This window comes from Enterococcus sp. DIV1208 (assembly GCF_050530455.1).
In the GTDB taxonomy this organism is placed as follows: Bacteria; Bacillota; Bacilli; order Lactobacillales; family Enterococcaceae; genus Enterococcus_B; species Enterococcus_B hirae.
In genome coordinates, this window is the sequence record NZ_CP172887.1 from 599217 (window position 1) to 621082 (window position 21866).

At 36.9% G+C, this 21866-nt stretch carries 16 protein-coding genes, 1 riboswitch and 2 other annotated features; of the genes, 14 read left to right on the forward strand and 2 right to left on the reverse strand.

Going from position 1 to position 21866, the window contains the following annotated elements:
• The first annotated feature begins 146 nt into the window (after positions 1-146).
• A riboswitch (M-box (ykoK) riboswitch) is annotated at positions 147-321 on the forward strand.
• Positions 322-668: 347 nt separating this feature from the next.
• From mgtA to nhaC, 7 genes are all read left to right on the forward strand, one after another.
• A complete protein-coding gene (mgtA, locus tag IGK91_RS02775) occupies positions 669-3317 on the forward strand; it encodes a magnesium-translocating P-type ATPase (RefSeq protein ID WP_081123002.1) in 2649 nt (882 codons plus the stop codon).
• A 196-nt stretch (positions 3318-3513) separates the two neighbouring features.
• A complete protein-coding gene (locus IGK91_RS02780; protein WP_010738331.1) occupies positions 3514-4185 on the forward strand; it encodes an HAD family hydrolase in 672 nt (223 codons plus the stop codon).
• Positions 4186-4261: 76 nt separating this feature from the next.
• Positions 4262-4497, forward strand: a binding site (T-box leader).
• 39 nt (positions 4498-4536) lie between these two features.
• Positions 4537-4774, forward strand: a binding site (T-box leader).
• Between the two features lie 62 nt (positions 4775-4836).
• Positions 4837-5910, forward strand: a complete 1074-nt coding sequence (locus IGK91_RS02785; RefSeq protein ID WP_010738330.1) for a methionine ABC transporter ATP-binding protein — start codon at positions 4837-4839, stop codon at positions 5908-5910.
• Between the two features lies 1 nt (position 5911).
• Positions 5912-6592: a methionine ABC transporter permease gene (locus IGK91_RS02790; protein ID WP_010719905.1), complete on the forward strand. Its 681-nt coding sequence runs from the start codon at positions 5912-5914 to the stop codon at positions 6590-6592.
• A gap of 13 nt (positions 6593-6605) precedes the next feature.
• On the forward strand, positions 6606-7442 hold the full coding sequence (locus IGK91_RS02795) for a MetQ/NlpA family ABC transporter substrate-binding protein (RefSeq protein WP_010738329.1): 837 nt from the start codon (positions 6606-6608) through the stop codon (positions 7440-7442).
• A gap of 74 nt (positions 7443-7516) precedes the next feature.
• Positions 7517-8752 (forward strand): M20 family metallopeptidase, encoded by a 1236-nt coding sequence (locus tag IGK91_RS02800; RefSeq protein WP_010738328.1) that lies wholly within the window; start codon positions 7517-7519, stop codon positions 8750-8752.
• A 372-nt stretch (positions 8753-9124) separates the two neighbouring features.
• On the forward strand, positions 9125-10537 hold the full coding sequence (gene nhaC / locus IGK91_RS02805; protein ID WP_081123005.1) for a Na+/H+ antiporter NhaC: 1413 nt from the start codon (positions 9125-9127) through the stop codon (positions 10535-10537).
• Positions 10538-10606: 69 nt separating this feature from the next.
• Here the strand turns inward: nhaC and IGK91_RS02810 are convergent, their stop codons facing one another.
• Both IGK91_RS02810 and IGK91_RS02815 read right to left on the reverse strand, forming a co-directional pair.
• A complete protein-coding gene (locus IGK91_RS02810) occupies positions 10607-11050 on the reverse strand; it encodes a DUF305 domain-containing protein (protein ID WP_010738326.1) in 444 nt (147 codons plus the stop codon).
• Between the two features lie 131 nt (positions 11051-11181).
• Positions 11182-12519 (reverse strand): amino acid permease, encoded by a 1338-nt coding sequence (locus IGK91_RS02815; RefSeq protein ID WP_010719900.1) that lies wholly within the window; start codon positions 12517-12519, stop codon positions 11182-11184.
• A 348-nt stretch (positions 12520-12867) separates the two neighbouring features.
• On the opposite strand from IGK91_RS02815, the gene IGK91_RS02820 reads away from it, so the two are divergent.
• From IGK91_RS02820 to IGK91_RS02850, 7 genes are all read left to right on the forward strand, one after another.
• Positions 12868-13755, forward strand: coding sequence for an oligosaccharide biosynthesis protein Alg14 (locus IGK91_RS02820; RefSeq protein ID WP_181934192.1), 888 nt, complete (start codon positions 12868-12870; stop codon positions 13753-13755).
• 270 nt (positions 13756-14025) lie between these two features.
• A complete protein-coding gene (locus IGK91_RS02825) occupies positions 14026-14619 on the forward strand; it encodes a YczE/YyaS/YitT family protein (protein ID WP_081123006.1) in 594 nt (197 codons plus the stop codon).
• Between the two features lie 403 nt (positions 14620-15022).
• On the forward strand, positions 15023-16231 hold the full coding sequence (locus IGK91_RS02830) for an ammonium transporter (RefSeq protein WP_010738323.1): 1209 nt from the start codon (positions 15023-15025) through the stop codon (positions 16229-16231).
• Between the two features lie 29 nt (positions 16232-16260).
• Entirely contained in the window at positions 16261-17691 is a 1431-nt protein-coding gene (locus IGK91_RS02835; RefSeq protein ID WP_181934194.1) for an amino acid permease, read from the forward strand.
• Between the two features lie 22 nt (positions 17692-17713).
• Positions 17714-18640, forward strand: coding sequence for a glutaminase A (gene glsA / locus IGK91_RS02840; protein WP_010738321.1), 927 nt, complete (start codon positions 17714-17716; stop codon positions 18638-18640).
• Positions 18641-18901: 261 nt separating this feature from the next.
• Entirely contained in the window at positions 18902-20350 is a 1449-nt protein-coding gene (locus IGK91_RS02845) for a hypothetical protein (RefSeq protein WP_081123009.1), read from the forward strand.
• A 213-nt stretch (positions 20351-20563) separates the two neighbouring features.
• The gene (locus IGK91_RS02850) at positions 20564-21685 is read left to right on the forward strand and encodes a glycerate kinase family protein (protein ID WP_034866328.1); all 1122 of its coding nucleotides are present in this window, start codon (positions 20564-20566) and stop codon (positions 21683-21685) included.
• The last annotated feature ends 181 nt before the right edge of the window (positions 21686-21866 follow it).

The window sequence follows — 21866 nt, forward strand, 5'->3', positions numbered from 1 at the left end:
CTGATCAACATACGAGCTATTAAGTACAATAAGAATTTTCTAACCCCATCAATCAAAAACAATTTATTTACCATAAATGTTTGCAAAAAGCAAAAAATAAGTTTGACAATCGGTGCATAAGTTGTTATATTTACGAAGGAAAACTAAATAGGATTTGTTAGGTGAGGCTCCTATACAAACACAGGCTACTGCCCAAAAACGTCGAGAGACGCCAATGGGTAGAACAGGAATTGTCGAGACAAGGCTTTTCATAAGGTAGCTAAAAGCAAGGAATTGCTTTTTACGTTGTACAGTGTCAAAACTCAACGATGAGATCAAAGAAGCTTTTTTTTATGTGCTTTTTCGACCTTTCGCTGAATTTTTGATGAAAGGTCTTTTTGTGTTGAAACAATCCTAACAAACAAAAAATGGAGGTGGTTTCGTTGGGAAGTTGATGCTTTTAAAACGAAAGAGAAATAAGAACAATTCTATCAAGTTAAAGGAGATGAGAACAAATGGATGACAGTCCTGCGAAGAAAATAATGCGAGAGAAATTGCTGGCTGAGGCTATTATCTATCTGTTTTCAGCCCCTTTAAATACAGCATTTTCTCCATTACTCAACTAACTAAAAATAACCCAGCTTAAATAAGTATTGCTTATATTTACTGGGTCTAAGGAGAAAAATGAGATGGAAAAAAAGAGAGATACACAAAAAATGTATGCTGCATTTGCAGGAAAGACAAAACAAGAATTATTGAACTTCTTTCATTCGACTGATCAAGGAATGAAAGACGAACAAATTGAAGAATCAAGAGAAAAATATGGTGAAAATTCAATCTCTTATGGGAAGAAAACACCCTTTATTGTAGAAGCTTTAAAAGCTTATATTACACCATTCACCTTGGTATTGATTGCACTCGGAGTGATTTCATTTATCACAGAATACGTGTTAGCCGCTCCTGGGGATAAAGATTTATTTGGAGTAATTATCATCTTTACGATGGTCATCGTCAGTGGAACGATGACGTTGGTTCAATCTGTTCGCTCTAACCAAGCCGCAGAAAAATTAAAATCATTGGTAAAAGTAACCGCAGCAGTTAAACGTAACGGTGATTATACTGAGATTCCAATGGAAGAAATCGTTTGTGGAGACCTTGTTCGATTATCAGCAGGTGATATGATTCCTGCAGATATGCGTCTGTTGTCAGCCAAAGATTTATTTATTTCACAAGCTGCCTTAACTGGTGAAAGTTACCCTGTCGAAAAGCAAGCGATTGTTTACGATGATGAGACTTTGAGTGAAACTAGTTATGAAAATTTGGCTTTTATGGGAAGTAACGTTATCAGCGGGAGTGCTGAAGGTATTATTGTATCTGTTGGTAATGAAACATTATTTGGACATGTGGCTCAAACGCTCTCTGAAAAACCGATCAAATCAAACTTTGAAATTGGTATTCATAAAACATCCATGTTATTGATCAAATTCATGGCTTTAATGGCACCAACAGTTATCGTTATCAATGGGTTGACTAAAGGGGATTGGCTGGAAGCTTTTCTATTCGGTTTATCTGTAGCAGTCGGTCTTACACCTGAAATGTTACCAATGATTGTTACTACGAACTTAGTTAAAGGCGCTAGTGTGATGGCGAAAAAAGGAACAGTCATCAAAAATTTGAATGCGATCCAAAACTTTGGTGCGATCGACGTGTTATGTACGGATAAAACTGGGACATTGACTCAAGATAAAATCATTTTAGAATACCACATGGATTGTTCTGGTAAAGAAGATGATCGTGTTTTACGCCATGCGTATTTAAATAGTTACTATCAAACAGGATTAAAAAATCTGTTGGATGTAGCAATTATTGATGAAGCCAAACAAACGTTAGCAACCGATAAAATCAATTACCGCAAAGTGGATGAAATTCCATTTGACTTTGAACGTCGTCGGATGAGTGTCGTTGTAGAGGACACCGCAGGTAAAACACAAATGATTACCAAAGGTGCGATCGAAGAGATGTTGAGTATCTCTAATTACATCGACATTGATGGGATCGTTAGTCCATTAACCAATGAAAAAAGAGAATCAGTTCTTGCAAAAGTGAGAGATTTAAATGAAGATGGTCTACGTGTAATCGGGGTGGCCCAAAAAACAAACCCAAGCGTAGTTGGCGAATTTTCAGTGAAAGATGAGTCAGATATGGTATTGATTGGATACCTTGCTTTCCTTGATCCTCCAAAAGAAACGACGAAACAAGCACTAAAAGCATTGAAAGATCATGGTGTCGCAGTCAAAGTCTTAACTGGTGATAATGAATTAGTCACTCGTTCGGTTTGTCGTCAAGTGGGTCTGGAAATTAATGAATTGATCACTGGCGAAAAGATTTCAGAAATGGATGATCGCGAATTAGCACAAGTTGCTGAAAATCATGAAGTATTTGTTAAATTGAATCCTCAACAAAAGGCTCGTTTAACGACTGCTTTACGTCAAAATGGCCATACCGTGGGCTTTTTAGGTGATGGTATCAATGATGCACCGGCAATGAAAGTAGCGGATATCGGTATTTCGGTTGATACAGCAGTAGATATCGCAAAAGAATCAGCCGATGTGATCTTACTAGAAAAAGATTTAACGATTTTAGAAAGAGGTCTTTTATCTGGTCGAGAAACATTTGGGAACATCATGAAATACATCAAGGCAACTGCAAGTTCAAACTTTGGGAATATGTTCTCTGTCTTAGTTGCTAGCACATTCTTACCATTCTTACCAATGTTGCCACTGCAAATTCTCTTTTTGAATTTGATTTACGATGTGTCTTGTATCTCACTTCCATGGGATAAAATGGATAAAGAATATCTACATGAGCCTAAAAAATGGGAAGCATCAAGCATTGGGAAATTTATGGTATATTTTGGACCTACGAGTTCGATTTTTGATATCACTACCTACTTATTGATGTACTTTATCATTTGTCCAGCAGTTGTAGGTGGAGATTTCCATACATTAGATGCACAACAAAAGATCGTATTTATTGCGTTGTTCCATGCAGGTTGGTTCGTTGAATCATTATGGTCACAAACATTAGTCCTACACGCACTACGGACACCAAAGATTCCATTTATTCAAAGCAATGCGACATTTGCGATGTTTACGATTACGACATTAGGAATCGTTGTAGGTTCGATTCTGCCATTTACAGGCTTTGGTGCAGAACTAGGTTTGATGCCGTTACCAGGAACTTACTGGACTTGGTTAGTCGTAACGATTTTAGCTTACTTGACATTAGTGACAATGGTCAAAAAATTCTATATTAAAAAATTTGGTGAACTATTGTAATGGTTGATGAATGAACACCGTTTACCCGTCCGTTCTCACCTCTAATCATGAGTTCGGGGCACTTCAAAAGTGCCTCGGACTCATTTTTTTCTATACCTTTCATTTTATTATGAAAGGAAAATATGATTCGTTCTGTGCAAATAACAATGAAACATGCTAAACTATGGATATTGTTTTCTGAAAGGAATAGTGAAAAATGAAAGGCGCAATATTTGATTTAGATGGACTATTAGTTGACACGGAGAAAACCTATCGTGATGGTTGGTTATGGGGATTCCAACAGTATGATTTAGCGATTCCCAAAGAAGTAGTAGATGCTTGGGGAGGTAAAAACTGGAAGCAAAGTTTTGACATCTTAGTGAAAGCAGCTGGAAGCCCTGAAAAAGTTCAAGAAGTTCGTGCTAAGCGTGAAGAATATTTTTATCAACAGCTTCATAACGGTGGGATACAATTAAAACCCTATGCGAAAGAAGTTTTAACTGAATTAAAAAAACGTGACTTACGACTTGGATTAGCGACAACGACAGTTACTAAAAGAGCGACTGATATCTTAGCCCAATTTGATTTGGCTAATTATTTTGATACGATGACATTCGGTGATGAAGTAAGTGAAAACAAGCCTTCACCTGTTCCTTACTTGACCGCTTTAGAAAGAACAAAATTAGTTGCTTCAGAAGCATTTGCAGTGGAAGATTCTTTAGTTGGAGCTACTTCTGCTTCCCGAGCTGGGATGGGCGTTGTTTTAATTCCAGATACTAGTTTTGAACGAAATTATACAGCAGAAGAAAAAGAAAAATTAAATTTACTTGCTGAAGGAAACGACTTACGAACTGTTATTGAAATGTTAGATAAAAAAACAACAAAATAATTCAATCATTTTTTTGTAAACTTCTTCCTTGACTTTTAATTATGAGTACGGTAAATTATTCGCAACAACTAAATAAGTATATTCGTTGATAGGGAGAGTAAACTTGAACGATTTCCTAGAGAGGCTCTGTTTGGTGAAAAGAGTCAAATCCGCAAAGTTGAAAATGGCCTTGGAGAATAATTTGTCGATAAGTAGATAAATTCGGTCGTCGTTCAACCGTTAAACTGAACCCCAATCTCTCAGGAATGAGACGTTGGCTAGAGGGAAGGAAACTTCCGAATAAAGGTGGTACCACGATTCGTCGTCCTTTTACTAACATTTTTTGTTGGTAAGAGGATTTTTTTTATATATTTTTTTGCAATGATGTAGTAAGTACAGTTGGAAATCTTTTAACAGAGAGCTTCGGGAGCTGAGAAGAAGCAAAGAGGAACGATTGGAAAATGGCTACTGAGCATTTTACCCCAAGCATTTTGTGAGGCGGTAACGGCTGCGACCGGTATCTCGCTAGAGTATGTTTGTACTTGAAGAGGAGCGACATGTGAATGTGGCTTGAATATGAGGTGGTAACACGCAAAAAGGCGTCCTCAAGGAAATGATTGAGTTCATTTTCTTGAGGATGCCTTTTTTATTATACAACAAGGAGGAGAACGAATGATTGAGTTAAAAAACATCAGTGTCCATTTTGAGCAAAAAGGTAAAGACATCCCAGCTGTCAATGAAGTGAATTTGTCGGTGTCCCAAGGAGATATCTATGGCATTGTGGGCTATTCTGGGGCAGGAAAAAGCACATTAGTTCGTGTGATGAATTTTTTACAGAAACCAACGAAGGGGGAAGTAATCATCCAACAGACGAATTTAGGTGATCTCACACCAAAAGAATTGAGAAAAGAACGGAAAACGATTGGTATGATTTTTCAACATTTCAACTTAATGGAAAGTCGCACAATTTTTGACAACGTTGATTTCTCCTTAAAGTATACTGGGAAATCAAAACAGGAACGTCGTCAGAAAGTAAGTGACTTACTGGATTTAGTAGGGTTAAAGGAAAAAGCTTCTGCCTATCCCAACCAATTATCTGGAGGACAGAAACAACGAGTAGCGATTGCGAGAGCTTTAGCAAATGATCCCAAAATATTGCTTTGTGATGAAGCGACGAGTGCCCTTGACCCAAAAACGACTCATCAAATTCTAGCGTTGCTCAAAAAATTAAATCGCCAATTAGGATTAACGATCGTCTTGATCACCCACGAAATGCAAGTAGTGAAAGAAATTTGTAATAAAGTGGCGGTGATGGAAGCTGGACGAATCATCGAAAGTGGAAGTAGTGTTCAAATTTTTAGTCATCCAAAAGAAGAACTAACGAAAGATTTTATACGTACAGCGACTCACTTAGATCAAGCATTGGAAAAGATTACTGGACAGCAAGGCTTTGCAGAAGAGCTTACGGATAAATGGCTAGTTGAACTGAGTTATGTGGGGAGCCAAACGAATGAACCATTGATTGCCCAGTTGTATAGCAAATACCAAGTAACAGCAAACATTCTTTATGGCAATATCGAATGGCTGCAAGAAACACCGATAGGTAGCTTGGTGGTAACTTTAGCGGGAGATAGCATTCAAAAACAAAAAGCTCTAGATTATTTGATCCAATTAGGTATCAAAGTCAATCTCTTACAAAAACATGAAACACAAGAAAGAATCAAACTCGTTGAAGGAGGCGTTTAAGATGAACGAATGGCTCAAAAGCTATCTGCCAAATGTTTATTTGATCCCAGATGAATTCATTGAAGCGACAAAGCAAACACTATATATGACTTTCTGGTCTGCTTTGATTGGGGGAATCTTGGGCATTATATTAGGGGTGGTTTTAGTCGTTACCCGCCCTAAAGGATTAATTGAAAACCGCTTATGTTTTGAACTTTTTGATAAGGTGATCAATATCGTACGATCCATTCCATTTATCATTTTACTCTCTTTACTTGCATTGACGACTCGTTTTATTGTCGGAACAACAATTGGAGCAACGGCAGCACTAGTTCCTTTGATTGTCGGCATCGTTCCTTTTTTTGCTCGACAAATCGAAAATGCCTTGCTTGAAGTTGATCCCGGTGTTATCGAAGCTGCACAAGCAATGGGAACGAGTCCATTGGGTATCATTTTTCGTGTTTATTTACTGGAAGGACTACCTAGTATCATTCGTGTCTCAGCTTTAACGATCATCAATGTTATTGGCTTAACCGCAATGGCAGGTGCTGTAGGAGCTGGTGGTTTAGGAAATTTAGCTATTTCTCGGGGCTATAATCGATTTCAAACAGACGTAACGGTTGTTGCGACATTATTGATTTTGGCATTGGTGTTTTTAAGTCAATTTATCAGTAATTTTCTAATTAAAAAAATATCACATTAATGGAGGAGAAAAAATGAAAAAAGTGATTCGATTTGCTGTAGTGACATTCGTCGCATTATTTTGGTTGGCAGGCTGTAGTCAAGGAAAGGCAGATACAAAAACAAAAGAAACAACTGTCAAATTAGGGGTGATTGGTGAAGATACAGATGTTTGGGACGATGTAAAAGCACGTCTAAAAAAGGAGAATATTGAATTAGAATATGTAAAGTTTACCGATTATAATCAACCAAATGCGGCCTTAGCTGATGGCTCAATTGATTTGAATGCCTTTCAACACCAGTTCTTTTTAGATAACTATAATGAAGAACATGGCACAAATCTAGTTTCAATCGGAAACACCGTAAATGCCCCATTAGGAATCTATTCCAATACGATCAAAAAGATTGAGGAAGTAAAAGAAGGTGCAAAAGTAGCCATCCCTAATGATGTAACCAATGGGGGACGCGCTTTACTTCTTCTTCAATCAGCGGGGCTGATCAAAGTTGATCCATCGAAGGGACAGACTCCGACGATTTCTGATGTGACAGAAAACGATAAAAAACTTAAGCTCACAGAATTGGATGCTTCGCAAACAGCACGTGCGCTAAACGATGTGAGTCTTTCGGTCATCAATAGTGGGGTAGCAGTCGATGCAGGGTTCACACCAACGAAAGATGCAATTTTCTTAGAACCAGTGGATGATCGTGCCCGCCCTTATGTCAACATCATTGTTGCCCGAAAAGAAGATGAAACAAACCGTACGTATCAAAAAATCGTTGATACTTATCAAACTGAAGCAACTGCTAAAGTCATTGAAGAAACGTCAAAAGGTTCGAGTGTTCCAGCATGGAAAACCTTTGGTCGTAAATGAGCATCATCAGAAAGTACAGCTCAAATGAACTAGAAATTTTTATCGGAAGCCAGCATACAAGGAGGAATTTTTTTATGACTACATCAACTATTTCAACGAATCGATCCAGTTTATTGAAAGAAGCGATCCAAGAAAGATTACCAGAATATCAAGCACTTGCCTTGGATATCCATCAACATCCAGAAGTGAGCAATTACGAATTTTATTCATCTGCTGCATTGATTCGCCAGTTAGAAAAAGAAGGCTTTACAGTTGAAAAGGAGGTCGCTGGACACCGTACAGGATTTGCTGCTAGCTATCGCTCAGATAAACCAGGTCCGACGATTGCATTTTTAGCTGAATTTGATGCACTTCCTGGAATTGGACATGCGTGTGGACATAATCTTTTTGGAACGTATTCCGTATTAGCCGCGAGTATCATTAAGAAACAAATTGACGAAATTGGTGGTGAGATCCGAGTGTATGGAACACCAGGGGAAGAAGGAGGAGAGAATGGTTCAGCGAAAGGGAGCTTTGTTCGTGAGGGATTATTTGACGATGTGGCGGCTGCTTTATGTGCTCATCCAGCTTACCGTTACGGAAAAACAACCGAATCGCTAGCTAATGATCCAGTTGATATCAAATTTTATGGAGTTGCTTCTCACGCTGCTGCTGCACCCGAAAAGGGAGTTAACGCATTAGAAGCACTGATCCAAGTTTTTAATGGTATCAACGCACTACGCTTACAATTACCTAAAGATGTCAATATCCATGGGATCATCACTAACGGCGGAGTTGCTGCTAACGTCATCCCTGAATATGCTGCAGGACGTTTTTATTTACGGGCTGGCAATCGCCAAACATTAGATATAGTCTTTAAAAAAGTGGAACAAATCGTGAAAGGGGCTGCGTTGAGTACGGGCACAAGCTATGAATTTGGTTTGTTTCAAAATGCGGTAGATCATATGATTCCGACACCTTCTTTCGATGAGTTGTTTTTTACACATGCAAAAGCAGCTGGAGTTCCAGAAACGGAAATCGATGTAACAGAAAAGACCAGCTTAGGGTCCTCTGATGTAGGGAATGTCAGTCAAGTGATTCCGACGATTCAACCAACTATTTCGATTTCAGATGAGTATATCGCTGGACATTCAGAAGAGTTTAAAGCAGCCGCAAAAAGTGAAAAAGGGTTGGCATCGATCGCCATTGCAGCAGAACTATTAGCGGCTACCGCTTTAGATTTATTCGAACAACCAGCTTTATTGACAAAGATTCAGGAAGAACACCAACAACTTTTAGAAAAAAGTCAGTTAACTGGTTCGACTTTTTAAATAAATAATGATTTATGATTTGAAAAAAATAGTCATTTTGTATTGACAAAAAATCTCGCAGAAGGTAAACTTCATGAAAGTCAACTTTTCACATAGTAGCGTTTCAGGTGTTTTGTTCAGAAAGTCGGTGGTAGCTGCGAACCGATCAAGCCGAAATGTCGAATTACATGAAAAGGAATAAAAACTAAATAGTTAAATCAAAGTGAAAAACAGAACTGTTTTTAATTAAGGTGGTACCGCGGAGTCATTCGTCCTTAGTTGAAAATAGTTCTTTTTGTTTGATTAGAGGGGGAAATGCCCATGAATTGTGGCGGAGTCATTCGATATCTATTCTTTTTTAGTACTTCGATTAACTAAAAAAGGAGAATGATTATGAAGAAAAAAGGAAAACCGAGTTTTAAAGAAGCTGTATTTGTCTTATTGGTGATTGTGGCAAGTATAGCAATTGGGGTTGTCGGATTAAAATTATCACCAAACATTACGATCTTAGCAGCAATTGGAATGATCATGCTTTACGCTGTAGTGAAAAGATACCCAACAGAGTGGTTACATGAAGGAATTATCAATGGAATCAAACCGGGAATCATTCCGATTTTTATCTTTATATTAGTCGGCGCACTGATTGCGGTGTGGATCCAAGCAGGAATTATCCCGACACTTATGGTTATTGGTTTTAAATTGATAAGTGTCAAGTGGTTTGTTCCTTCTGTATTTGTTGTTTGTGCTATCGTCGGTAGTGCAGTAGGGAGTGCTTTTACTGTCATGTCAACGATTGGGATCGCATTTTTCGGTATTGGTATGACATTAGGAATTAATCCAGCGTTAGTCGTGGGATCAATTGTTTCAGGTGCTGTTTTTGGAGATAAAATGTCTCCTTTGTCAGAGTCAACCAATCTAGCCGCAGCAATCGTTGATGCCGATTTATTCAAGCACATCAAACATATGATGTGGTCTACGGTTCCAGCTTTTGTCGTTTCCTTCTTTTTGTTCATGGTTCTTGGACACACAAATAGAGAAACTAGTCTAACGGCTATCCGAGAAGTCACTGATATCCTGGAAGCAAACTTTACAATTTCTTTTTGGTCGTTGATTCCCTTGTTCTTAATGTTATTATGTGCTTGGAAAAAAGTACCAGCTATCTTGACTATTCTGTTAAATATAGCTGTGGCGGTGGGGATGATCTTTATTCAGAATCCGCAAACTTCTCTTAGTAGTTTAGCGACAGTGATTGAATCTGGATTCGTTGCAACTACTGGCAATCAACAAATTGATTCATTACTTAGTCGTGGTGGGATCGAAAGTATGATGCCAACTGTTTCTTTGATCATTTTAACATTATCACTTGGTGGATTACTCATTGAATTCGGTTTGATTTCAACTGTTATGGATGTCGTTTCTAAGAAAATGACCAATACACCAAAATTGATTTTCACCACATTGATGACAAGTATTGGTGTCAATCTCTTTATTGGAGAACAATTTTTATCAGTTATCTTACCTGGGAATGCGTTCAAAGAGACTTACCAGAAAGCTGGGTTTGACCCAACTGTTTTAGGTAGAACGTTAGAAGATGGTGGCACAGTGATCAATTACCTTGTACCTTGGGGAATTGCGGGCAGCTTTGTAGCTAGTACCTTTGGGATTCCAACCCTCACATACTTACCATTTGTCTTTTTCAGTTTACTCTCACCAGTTTTTTCAATGGTTAGCGCCTTTACTGGATTAGGGATCGAAAAAATAGACGAAAAGCCGAATGGAACGCTTGGTATCGATACAAACGAATAAACTCTCGGAATATTTGAATCAAAAAAACGCTCAAAACAGCAATGTTTCGGGCGTTTTTTTACGATATACTTATTTTTGTTCTTCAATCAACTTCTTCATTTGTTCGATTTCTTTTTCTTGCGCTTCGATGATGTCGTTTGCTAATTTCTTGACTTCAGGATCTTTCAAATTGGCACGTTTACTGGTTAAAATAGCAATCGAATGATGAGGGATCATGGCTTTCATCCAAGCGACATCACTGACTGTTGTTTGACTACGGACCATAAACAAAGAACCGGCAAATACTAAGACACTTACCCCTAAAATGATTTTGTTCAATGTTTTATTCTCATACATTTTCCACATAAATAAGAGCATGATGATCGCCATTACAGCGCCCATCATCAATGCCATGAACACCCGTGTACGACTAAAGAAAAGATGATCGATCGAGTAGACGTTCAAATACATCATACCAAACATGATGACGGTCGATACCCCAATCATTAATAAAAATTTCCAATACTTTGTCATTTAAAAACACTCCTTTTATTTTTTCCCCAACTTTTATCTTCTCAGCTTACAAAAAAACAAGCAACTAAATTGTTTGGTACAACTTAGTTGCTTGTTTTTGGCTTAAGGAACTCAAGCTATTTATAGGGCTTTTAAGCAAAGATATCATTTTTCTTGCGGTAGCTAAAGAAAATCACCAAGTAAAGAAGGGCAGTCAATAATGTCACACCAATTGAATTAGTGAAGAAGATTCCCACAAAGATCAATCCTAAAACTACGATTGCTAATAAGTTTACCCCTTTTTCAAAAAGAGAACCTTTCTTTAAAGCAAGGATAAAGGCTGCAATACTGATCATAAGCCAGATGACTAAGACAGTGTAGGAAAGAGAACCAGCCAAATAGCCAAATAGTTTGTCACCAACAAAGTAAGAAAGAACAACGCCTAAATATAAAACACTTGCGCAAAATAATACGGAACGTTGTGGAACATGGTGTTTATTCAAAACAGATAGTTTTTTTGCTGCACCTTTTTTGTCTTTTAAACGGAAATACAGCAAACGTGAAGAAGCATATACACCTGAGTTGATGGAAGAAAAGAGCGCTAAGATGATCACAAAGTTTACAAGATCAGCGGCAAATGGAATATGCATTTTTTCAAATACCATCACAAATGGGCTAGCAGATGAGTTTGCCAAGGTATCCCAAGGAAAAATGATTAACAACAAGAACAATGGAATGATATAAAATGAAATGATTCGTCCCATTACTCCACGAATTGCCTTAGGAATCGCTTTTTTGGGATTGTCGGCTTCACTTACTGTGATCGCAATCAATTCTGAACCACCATAAGAATATATAACTACGAGTAGCGAGTTGACGATTCCTTTCATACCATGAGGGGCAAAGCCACCATGATCCGTAATACTGTTTAGTGTAGGAAAGACCCCAATGTCAAACATTTGATGACCTACCAGGTATATCCCGAAGATAATCAACAATATGATTACGCTGATTTTAGCAAATGCCAACCAATACTCAGTTTCAGCAAATAACCGCACAGAATATAAATTAATCAACGTTGTCAACACGGCTAGAATTAAGACAAAGGTCCAAGGTGGAATCGTTGGAAACCATAATTGTAAGAAGGATGCTGCCGCTACAGCTTCGGCAATAATATTGATCGTCCATAATGAATAGTAAACCCAGTCGATAAAGTCAGCAGAATGGGCACCTAAAAAAGGTCGAACAAGCCCCGATAATCCATGCTGGGTATCCCCGTCATCTAAAACTAATTTACCAAGACCATTCATTACGATGAATAAAACAGCCCCACCAATCAAAAAAGCAATCAAGACACCAGGACCGGCAATCCCAATAGCTTCGCCACTTCCTTTAAATAGTCCCGCACCAATAGCACCCCCCAGTGCTAGCATCGTGATGTGTCTGGAACTTAGTTGTTTTTTTAGTTTGTTTGTTTCAGTTTTCTCCATAAGCAACCCCTTTTCTAAGACTAAACTATTGACGACGAAACAATCATAGTCAAATGATTGATAACTATATTAAGTAGAAAAATAACTTTTTATATCATAGCAAATTATCTGACAATTTCAACAATTCTGTAAATAAAAATTTCTACTTTAATGAAAACATCATATGTTTGTCATAAATTTCCTATGTAAGCGTAAAACTTGATAGTAGGAGCAAACCCTAATAAGAGAGCGTTTTGTTTGTCTTTTCCTAAGGGAAGAAATTATGATAGCAAAAAATCACTAATTTTCATGTTACTATTGAATTAATCAAATGAACCATAATGGTCATAGGAAAGTGAGGAAACCAGAATGTCAAAATTGCCTATCTTATTGGTTGCAAAAGATAAAGCGTTGTATTTTTTACCCTCGATTGATTCATTAGATGTCATTTCGGGAAAAGATTTATTAGATCCAGTGTATTTTAATTTTTTCCATCCCAAATTGAAAGAATATGAATTGATCGTTTTTTTAGATTATGGATTCGAAACGGAAATAGCTGCGAAGATCCGCCCTTATACAACAGCTAAAATCGTTTTATACTTTTGGAATCATTTGAAAGAAGAGGAACACTTTCGAATGCTTCAACAAGCACAAAACGAATCGGCCGTCGATGAAATATACCATTTTGACCGGATAGAGGCGCAAAAACTTGGATTACGCCACAATAGTTCATTTTATTCTAAAAAGATGAAGATTCCTCAGGTGGAAGTCACTTCTGATTTGTTTTTTGGTGCCACTGATAATGGTCGTAAGGAGCTAGCAGAGAGTTATCGCAAGGAATTTGAACAGCGTGGACTTACAACCAATTATTATATTTTACCTTCACGAGGAAATGAGCAGGCGAATTATCTTTCTTACGCAGATTATTTAGCATTGACCGCACAATCACAAGGAATTTTAGAACTCATGAGAGCAGGTCAAAAAGGGGTCACTTTACGAACTTTTGAATCTAGTTTTTTTGAGAAAAAGTTAGTGACTGACAATGAAGCAAATAAAAGCTACTATTTTTATAATCCTCAAAATATCTTTTTACTGCAGGAACGAAATTTGGATGAATTGCCGGAATTTCTGCATTCACCTTTTCAGCCAGTTGATCCGAACATTTTAAACTTTTTTGATGTCAATAATTGGGCTCAAAGGTTTTTATGGCTAGATAAAGTAGACTTTGAAAAATATGAGTATCATAAAGAAGATTAAGAATGTATGGGTGAAAAAGCTGGAAAAATTTTTTAGAAAAACAGTTGTTCTTTTAACGATGTAAACCTTTTCTCATTATACTAGATAAATCGCTTCCTTTTACGTTAATTATTTCAGTGGTAGCCGTAATAGTTGATAGTTATTTCTTCCTATTTAATAGTAAAATAGGCTCCATAGGTTTAGTTGGCGTATCAGATATGATAAATGTATCGTCATTTGTTTAATATCTGATCGTTCAACAAGCGGATCTTTTGGTTTGATGGAGGAAAAATGAATAGATTAGAACGAAAAAAAATAATACAAGTGATTTTAGGGACAAGTATGATTGCATTAGCGATCACATTATTGATCACTGCACATAAAGGCGCAGATACGATCAGTGTTTTTTTATTAGGTATGTTGACGTTGATTGATATTCCCTTTTGGGTAGCTAGTTTGTTGTTTAATGCAGTAGTGTTAGGAATCGTTGCTATCTTCAATCGAAAAGAATTAGGGATCGGTAGTTTAATCAATGGTTTTGGATTGGGATTACTGATTGGACAGATTGAACCATGGCTAAATAAACTTTCAGTTAAAATGACTGGCTATTCGATCATGGCAGTTCTTTTAGCCCCTATTTTATTTGGGGTTGGAGCGGGATTATATGTTTCTTCAAACAAAGGATCTGCTGCATTAGAAGCACTGACTCAATTGCTTTTTAAATTTACGGGATTTAGTTTAACTTTTATTCGGATCGGTTTAGATGCACTAATGGTCATTGTGGGCGTATTATTAGGTGCCCCTATTGGTATCGGAACACTTCTATGTGTACTAGCGATCGGACCAATCTTTGGATTAACACTAAAGCAATTGAATAGAGTTTAAACGTGTGAAGCAATTCTGTGCAAATCGAACATCATATTTATATGTATTACATAGAAAGAGTCGGATTGATATCCAGACTCTTTTTTGTTTTGTTTACTAATGATTCAGTTTAATGAAAAAAATAAAGAGAAAGTTTATTTTTGTTCAAAAAGTTGAACGATAACAAAATAAAAAAACAAAAAACAGCATTATTTTTGTGCGAATTTTCTCTGGAAATCCATCAGACAGCTAGATAAAGTGATTAAAAAAACGGATACATATTAAATAAGGTAAGACTTTTAAGAAGTAATTAGACCAATATTTTAGTTTATTTCGGATTTGACGATACAAAACGCAAAAAGATAAACAAAAAACAGATGTTAAAATTTCTTATACTCAAACCATAGAAAAGAGGTGAAAACGAATGAATCATTTACCTATCAATACAGGTGATACAGCATTTATGATTTTATGTACCGCAATGGTTTGCTTGATGACTCCTGGCTTGGCATTTTTTTATGGCGGGTTGGCACGGAAAAATAACATCACAACTATTATGGCACAGTCGTTTCTTTCAGTAGGAATAACAACTTTGATGTGGATATTTGGTGGTTTTGGATTAGCTTTCGGTAGAGATATCGGTGGACTAATTGGTAATCCAGCTGACTTTTTTTTAATGAAGCATGTCTCTAACGCACCTAATTTATTACATGGAGCAACGATTCCTTTTTTGATGTTCTTTTTATATCAATTGATGTTCATCGTAATCACCGTTCCATTGATGACGGGGGCCTTTGCTGGAAGATTGAATCTTAAAGGTTATGTTTTGCTTTTGATTTTTTGGAATCTTCTGATTTATTTCCCTGTTTGTCACTGGATATGGGGAGGCGGATTTTTAGCACAATTAGGCTTCCGAGATTTTGCTGGTGGTGCTGTCATCCATACGACTGCAGGGTTCGGCTCGCTGGCATGTATTTTGACACTTGGACAAAGAAAGATTCCTGCTTCTGAACGATCAGGACATAGTAGTTTGATGGCAGCAGCTATTGGAACAGGTCTTCTTTGGTTTGGCTGGTTTGGATTTAATGCTGGAGGGGCACTCCGAGCAGATTACCAAGCGGTCAATGCTTTTGGTTCAACTTTTGTTGCGTTGGCATTTGCGATGATGACGTGGTTGATCTTAGCGAAAATCAGAGGGAATGGTTTTGATTTTGTCGACATTTTAACTGGTTCTGTCGCTGGACTTGCAACAGTTACACCGTGTGCAGGCTATATCAATCCAAGAAGTGCCATCATCATCGGAATCATTGCCGGAATTGTTTGTCAGTATGCTGTTGCATTTCGTAAGAAGAAAAATTGGGATGATGCACTTGATGTATGGGGTGTACATGGCATGGGTGGTTTTACTGGAACCATCTTAATTGGGCTTTTTGCTACAAATGCTCATTTGCTCTCTGATTCACACAGCTGGTTCCTATTAGGTGTTCAAATCATCGGTGTTTGTCTAGTTGCCTTATACGCTTATGCGCTCACAGCAGGTATCTTAAAGAGCATCATGTGTCTAACGATCATCACGACGACGAAAGAAGAACAAGAAGAAGGATTAGATTTCACGTTTTTTGAAAATAAATAAATTAAATATAGTAGAAAAGAGGAAGTTTCATGCAAGAAAGCAAAGCGAAAATTCCTGCGAAGAAATTAACATTTTTTGGCTTTTTAGCCATGACGATCTCAATGGTTGTTTCACTTTATGAGTACCCAACATTTGCGACATCGGGCTTTAGTTTGGTTTTCTTCCTGTTGTTAGGCGGTTTGTTATGGTTTATTCCGGTAGCATTATGCGCGGCTGAAATGGCAACTGTTAAAGGCTGGGAAAAAGGCGGTGTCTACACTTGGGTAAGTCGCACGCTAGGTAAAAGATTTGGATTTGCTGCTATCTTTTTCCAATGGTTTGAAATCACAGTTGGTTACTTAACGATGCTGTATTTCCTGACAGGAGCATTATCTTATGCAACAGGAATCTCTGCGATTCAAAATAATAAGTTTTTGAAATTAGCGATTCTTTTAATTATTTTTTGGGCTATTTTATTGTCTCAATTAAGAGGGACAAAATATACTTCATTGATTGCTCGGATCGGGTTTATTGCAGGGATCTTGTTACCAGCACTAGTTCTATTCGTATTAGGTATCCACTATGTGGCTTCTGGCGCACCCTTACAAACGACACTATCAATGAAAACATTGATACCTGATTTCTCAAAATTACCAACATTAGTCGTTTTTGTTTCATTTATTTTAGCGTATATGGGGGTAGAAACTTCCGCTAGTCATGCAAATGAAATGGAAAATCCTAAAAAGAATTATCCACTAGCGATGTTCGTATTAGTTATATTAGCGATTATTTTGGATACATTTGGTGGATTGACAGTGGCAACAACTGTTCCTCAACAAGGATTATCACTCAATACAGGGGTTATTCAATCTCTTGAATTTTTATTGCGACACATTGATCCTAGTCTTGCTTGGATTGCAAAAATTCTTGCTATCTTAGTGTGCTTAGGGGTTATTGGAGAAATTGCATCATGGGTCACTTCACCATCTAAAGCCTTACATGTGGCTGCCGAAGAAGGTTTATTACCCGCACATTTTGCGAAAGAAAATGCTTATGGTGTACCGGCAAACTTAATGATTGCTAATGGGATCGTTGCATCCATTTGGGCAACTGTCTTTACATTAAGTGGTGGCGGAAATAATTTATCCTTCCTTGCAGCTATGTCACTAACAGTAGTTATCTATTTGATGTTGTATTTTATGTTTTTTATTGGCTATTTAAAATTAGTTTACAAAGATGATTCATTAGAACGGGCTTATCAAGTGCCAGGTGGAAAAGTTGTCAAAACTATTGTCGCTTGTTTAGGATTATTGACTTCACTATTTGCCTTTTGTATTTCTTTTGTACCACCTTCAAGTATTGCTGCAGGACAACATGGAATCTATGAAACGATTTTAGTCATTTCATATCTCATTGTTGCAGTTATTCCTTTTACGATTTATGCATGTCGTCATAAATTTCAACATGCAAATAATAAATAAAAATTGAAAGCTGGTTATTAAAATGGATGTCAAAGAATTAGAACAATTGATTGGGAAAAATTTCCACTACTATCAAACAGGACATGTAGCAGATTATATCCCAGCGCTTGCGCAAGTAAATCCGGAACAATTAGGAATGGCAATTTATGATTTGAAGAAAAATCAATTAATCGAAGCGGGTGATTCGCAAGTTCGTTTTGCGATTGAAAGCATGTCAAAAGTCCCCGTATTATTATTAGCCATCCAAGATAATGGCATCGATAAAGTCTTTCAAACGATCAATACAGAACCAACAGGTTTTGCTTTTAACTCGATTTTGAATATGGAACTCAATCATCGTCATCATCCAATGAATCCATTTGTGAATGCTGGTGCGATTGCAACCACTTCTTTGATTGCCGGAAAAGATCCAGAGGACAAATTCAATCGTATTTTAGCTTTTATGAAAGAAATTTGTGATGATCCTCAAATTACATTGAACGAAGAAATTTATCATTCTGAATCAAGAACTGGGGATATTAATCGCTCCTTGGCTTATTACATGAAAGGTAATCAAATGATCGACGGAGATGTATCAGAAATCCTCGATGTGTATTTTAAACAATGTTCAGTAAATGTGACTGCTAAAGGGATTGCCAAGTTAGGCGCTGTCTTAGCGAATAAAGGTATTGCTCCTTGGAGTGGACAACAAATCATTACAGAAGAAAGCGCAACGATTGTCAAATCAATTATGACAACTGCAGGATTGTACGATGAATCAGGGGAATTTTCTGTTCATGTCGGTGTTCCAGCTAAAAGTGGTGTCGGTGGGGGCCTAATGGTAGCTGTTCCTAATTATTATGGCATGGGTGTTTTCAGCCCAGCATTAGATGCTTTTGGTAATAGCGCAGCTGGAATCCAACTTTTAAAAGATGTTGTCGAAAAACTCGATGTTGATATTTTTGACTAAAATTAGCGAGAAAGTATTAAGCAGAATGATGAAAGACAGATTCCTCCTTAGTTGAATCTTTTTTACTCGATGCAAAAAATGCTTCACTGTCATTTATTTATAGTTAATGATTGGTTTGTTCGGGCTGGGAAGAAGCTTTTTCCCAGCTCAGACTTTTTTATTTTGTTTTTGTAAACGTTTTCCTTTTAAGGGAATAAAAAAATGGGTTTTAAGTAATATGTTTAAATAAGTATATATATAAATTAGAGGAGCGAAAAAGGCATGTTGGAAAATTACATTGAGCGGAATATTTCGAGAAAAGTCTATCTTTGTGAGCAATTATTTGAATTTCAAGAAATAGATATCGAATATATTGCCAAAATGTTAGGTGTGACAATGCCTACTGTGTTACACGATCTTGAAAGTATCACCGAATGTTTAGAATATTGTATCGAAGACATTAAGCGAGAAAAGCATATCTATAGAGTCATATTTAAACATGGTATTGAATTATCAGAGTTAACACAGTTTTTATATGGACAATCGTATTTTTTAAAATTTTTAAGTTATTATTTTAGAGGGCAATTCACTAGTACGGAATTATCAGATCTTGACTTTATCTCTTTAAGTAAAGTTTATACGATCAAAAAGACAGTCTTAGATTTCTTTAAAGCTAATTCCTATTTAAGAAATAAACAAATTATCATTCCTGAATTTGACGTGCGAAATCTTTTACTTTCCTTAGTGAGATACATTAATTGGGAAGGGTATGAAAATAAAAATCATCAAGTAATAGATGCTTGTCACCAATTGATTGATTTTGTCGAAACACATTTTTTCAAACGAAGATATTCTGAGGAAGATAGATTTTTGATTGTTCGAGGAATTGAAATAGCGATTGGACGTAAAGAATATCCTCTTTATTTTGATGAAGAAGATAAAAAGTCAGCTGAAAAAAAGCCTTTATTTCATATTGTTAGCCAAGGGTTAGCTGAACAAAAAGAACATTTAGATATACAAGAAGAAGACGTGTATTATATTTTTTCGTTATTTAACACACGAAATTATACGAACGAAAATATGGAATTATTGAAAAAAGATTTTGAAGTTGTTTATACCAGTTTCATTGAAAACACGCCTTGTCTCCATGAGCTAATCGAAAAAATTGTAACTAGAATTGACAAAAATTGTAAAAATGATTTTATTTTAAAAAAATCATTTTTACAGTTTATTCGTACGATCTGGGCAGATGGTCAAGTATTTCTCCCTGATCAAATCTATTTATTAACTACTGCAGAAAAAAAACTGTATGAGGATATCATAGTTATTCTCAATGATTGGAAGGAAACATACTATCCAAAAGTAAGATGGAATCACAACTTGATCAGAAAATTTGTCAAAAGTATGACCTTGATTACAGACGAAAAAGAAGAACAACCTACTGAAATTTTCATTGTGGCTCCTAGTGTTGTAAAGCAAATTTTTTATCGTGAACTACTCATGTCCGAAATGAATGAATATACTGAACTGAATCCAATGATTTATCATTCGTTAGAAGAATTACCAGATGAATGCTTGTATTTTACGCACAGAATCGTGTATTGTGATTATACTGTATATCAATGTGGATTTGACACTGAAAACACGAGGGTGATACCAATTTCTTTGAACAGGAAATATGAGCATCTTAATACCACATGGTCGGTTGTTTCAAATAAAAAGCACTTATAAACAGCAAGAATCAAATAGCAATAATCGAAAGTGGGCGTTCAAGAAGGAAGTGAATTCTTGAACGTCACTTTTCTATTTATGAAAAACAGCCTCGCTAATTGTTTAGCCCCATCCGCGTATTGTTTTTTGCAAATTTTCAACTTGTATTGGTTGTCAAAAAAAGAGAAACATGTCTTACTAGTAAGGAGAGCAACGTACAGAGGAGGAACGACAATGACGATCTTAGCAGCCATTGATTCATTTAAAGGAAGTGCCTCATCGTTTGAATTAAATCAAGCAGCTTTGAACGGCTGGTTTTCAAAAAAAGGAGAAAAAATCAATCGCCCGATTGCTGATGGAGGAGAAGGAACAGCAGAGGCGATCTATCATGCTTTAGGTGGTCAATGGCGGGTAATCGAAGGGGTAGATCTGCTTTTTCGAAAAGTAAGTTGCAGATATTTACTCACGGTTTATGCGGGAAAACGCCTGGCAGTGATTGAATCAACTGAAGTAATCGGTCTTGATTTATTAAAGGAGCCAACTGATCAAACGATTCGATCAGCTTCTAGCTTTGGCTTGGGAGAACTTTTGAAAGATGCTTTGACACAAGAGGTTGATCAGGTGATTGTCACATTAGGTGGGAGTGGCTGTTCAGATGGTGGCTTAGGTCTGTTGCAGTCGCTAGGAGCCAAGTTAGTTGGGGCTACAGAGGGAAATCCACTGCTGACGACGAAACGAATCGAGTGGGGCAAAAGCCGTGAAAAATTCAAAAAGGTTCAATTGCTAGTTGCTGCTGATGTGACAAGTTTTTATAGTGGCCCACAAGGAGCAGCTCAAATTTACGGTAAGCAAAAAGGTGGTACAAAAACAACTTTAGCATTTCTGGACAAACAGGCAACGAATTTAACCGAACAGATAAAACAAACGACTAATATTGATTTAAATGCTGTTTCTGGAAGTGGGGCTGCTGGTGGAATCGGTGGAGCGTTATTGCTTGTCGGTGGTAAAATGGTTTCTGGTTTTTCACTTGTTGCTCAACTGATTGGTTTAGAAGAAGCCATCAAACAAGCAGATCTCGTGATTACAGGTGAGGGACGAATCGATCAGCAGACGATCAATGGGAAAGTACCATATGGTGTAGCTAAACTGGCAAAGAAACATGGGAAAAAAGTTATTGCGTTATGTGGCAGTCGCGAAAAAAATCTTGGACGATTAGATGAATTTCTGCCAAGTGTTTTTAGTATCCAGCTAGGACCGATTGAATTGAAAAAAGCCTTAAATCGTCAAGAAACCCTTGAAAAAGTAGCGATTATGACACATAATCTCAGCCGATTAGTGGAAGATGATTTATCTTAGTTGACAGTTTAAAAATAATTATGTTAACCTAATGACAAATAAAACGAAGTGAGGGATCTTGCCATTGAAAAACTAAGTCAATGATTGAAAGCTGCATTAAGGCTATTTTATTAATGAGAAAAGTGCATAAATTACATTAATCACGATGTTTGAGTGAAGAGAAACGGTCTAACGATTGCCC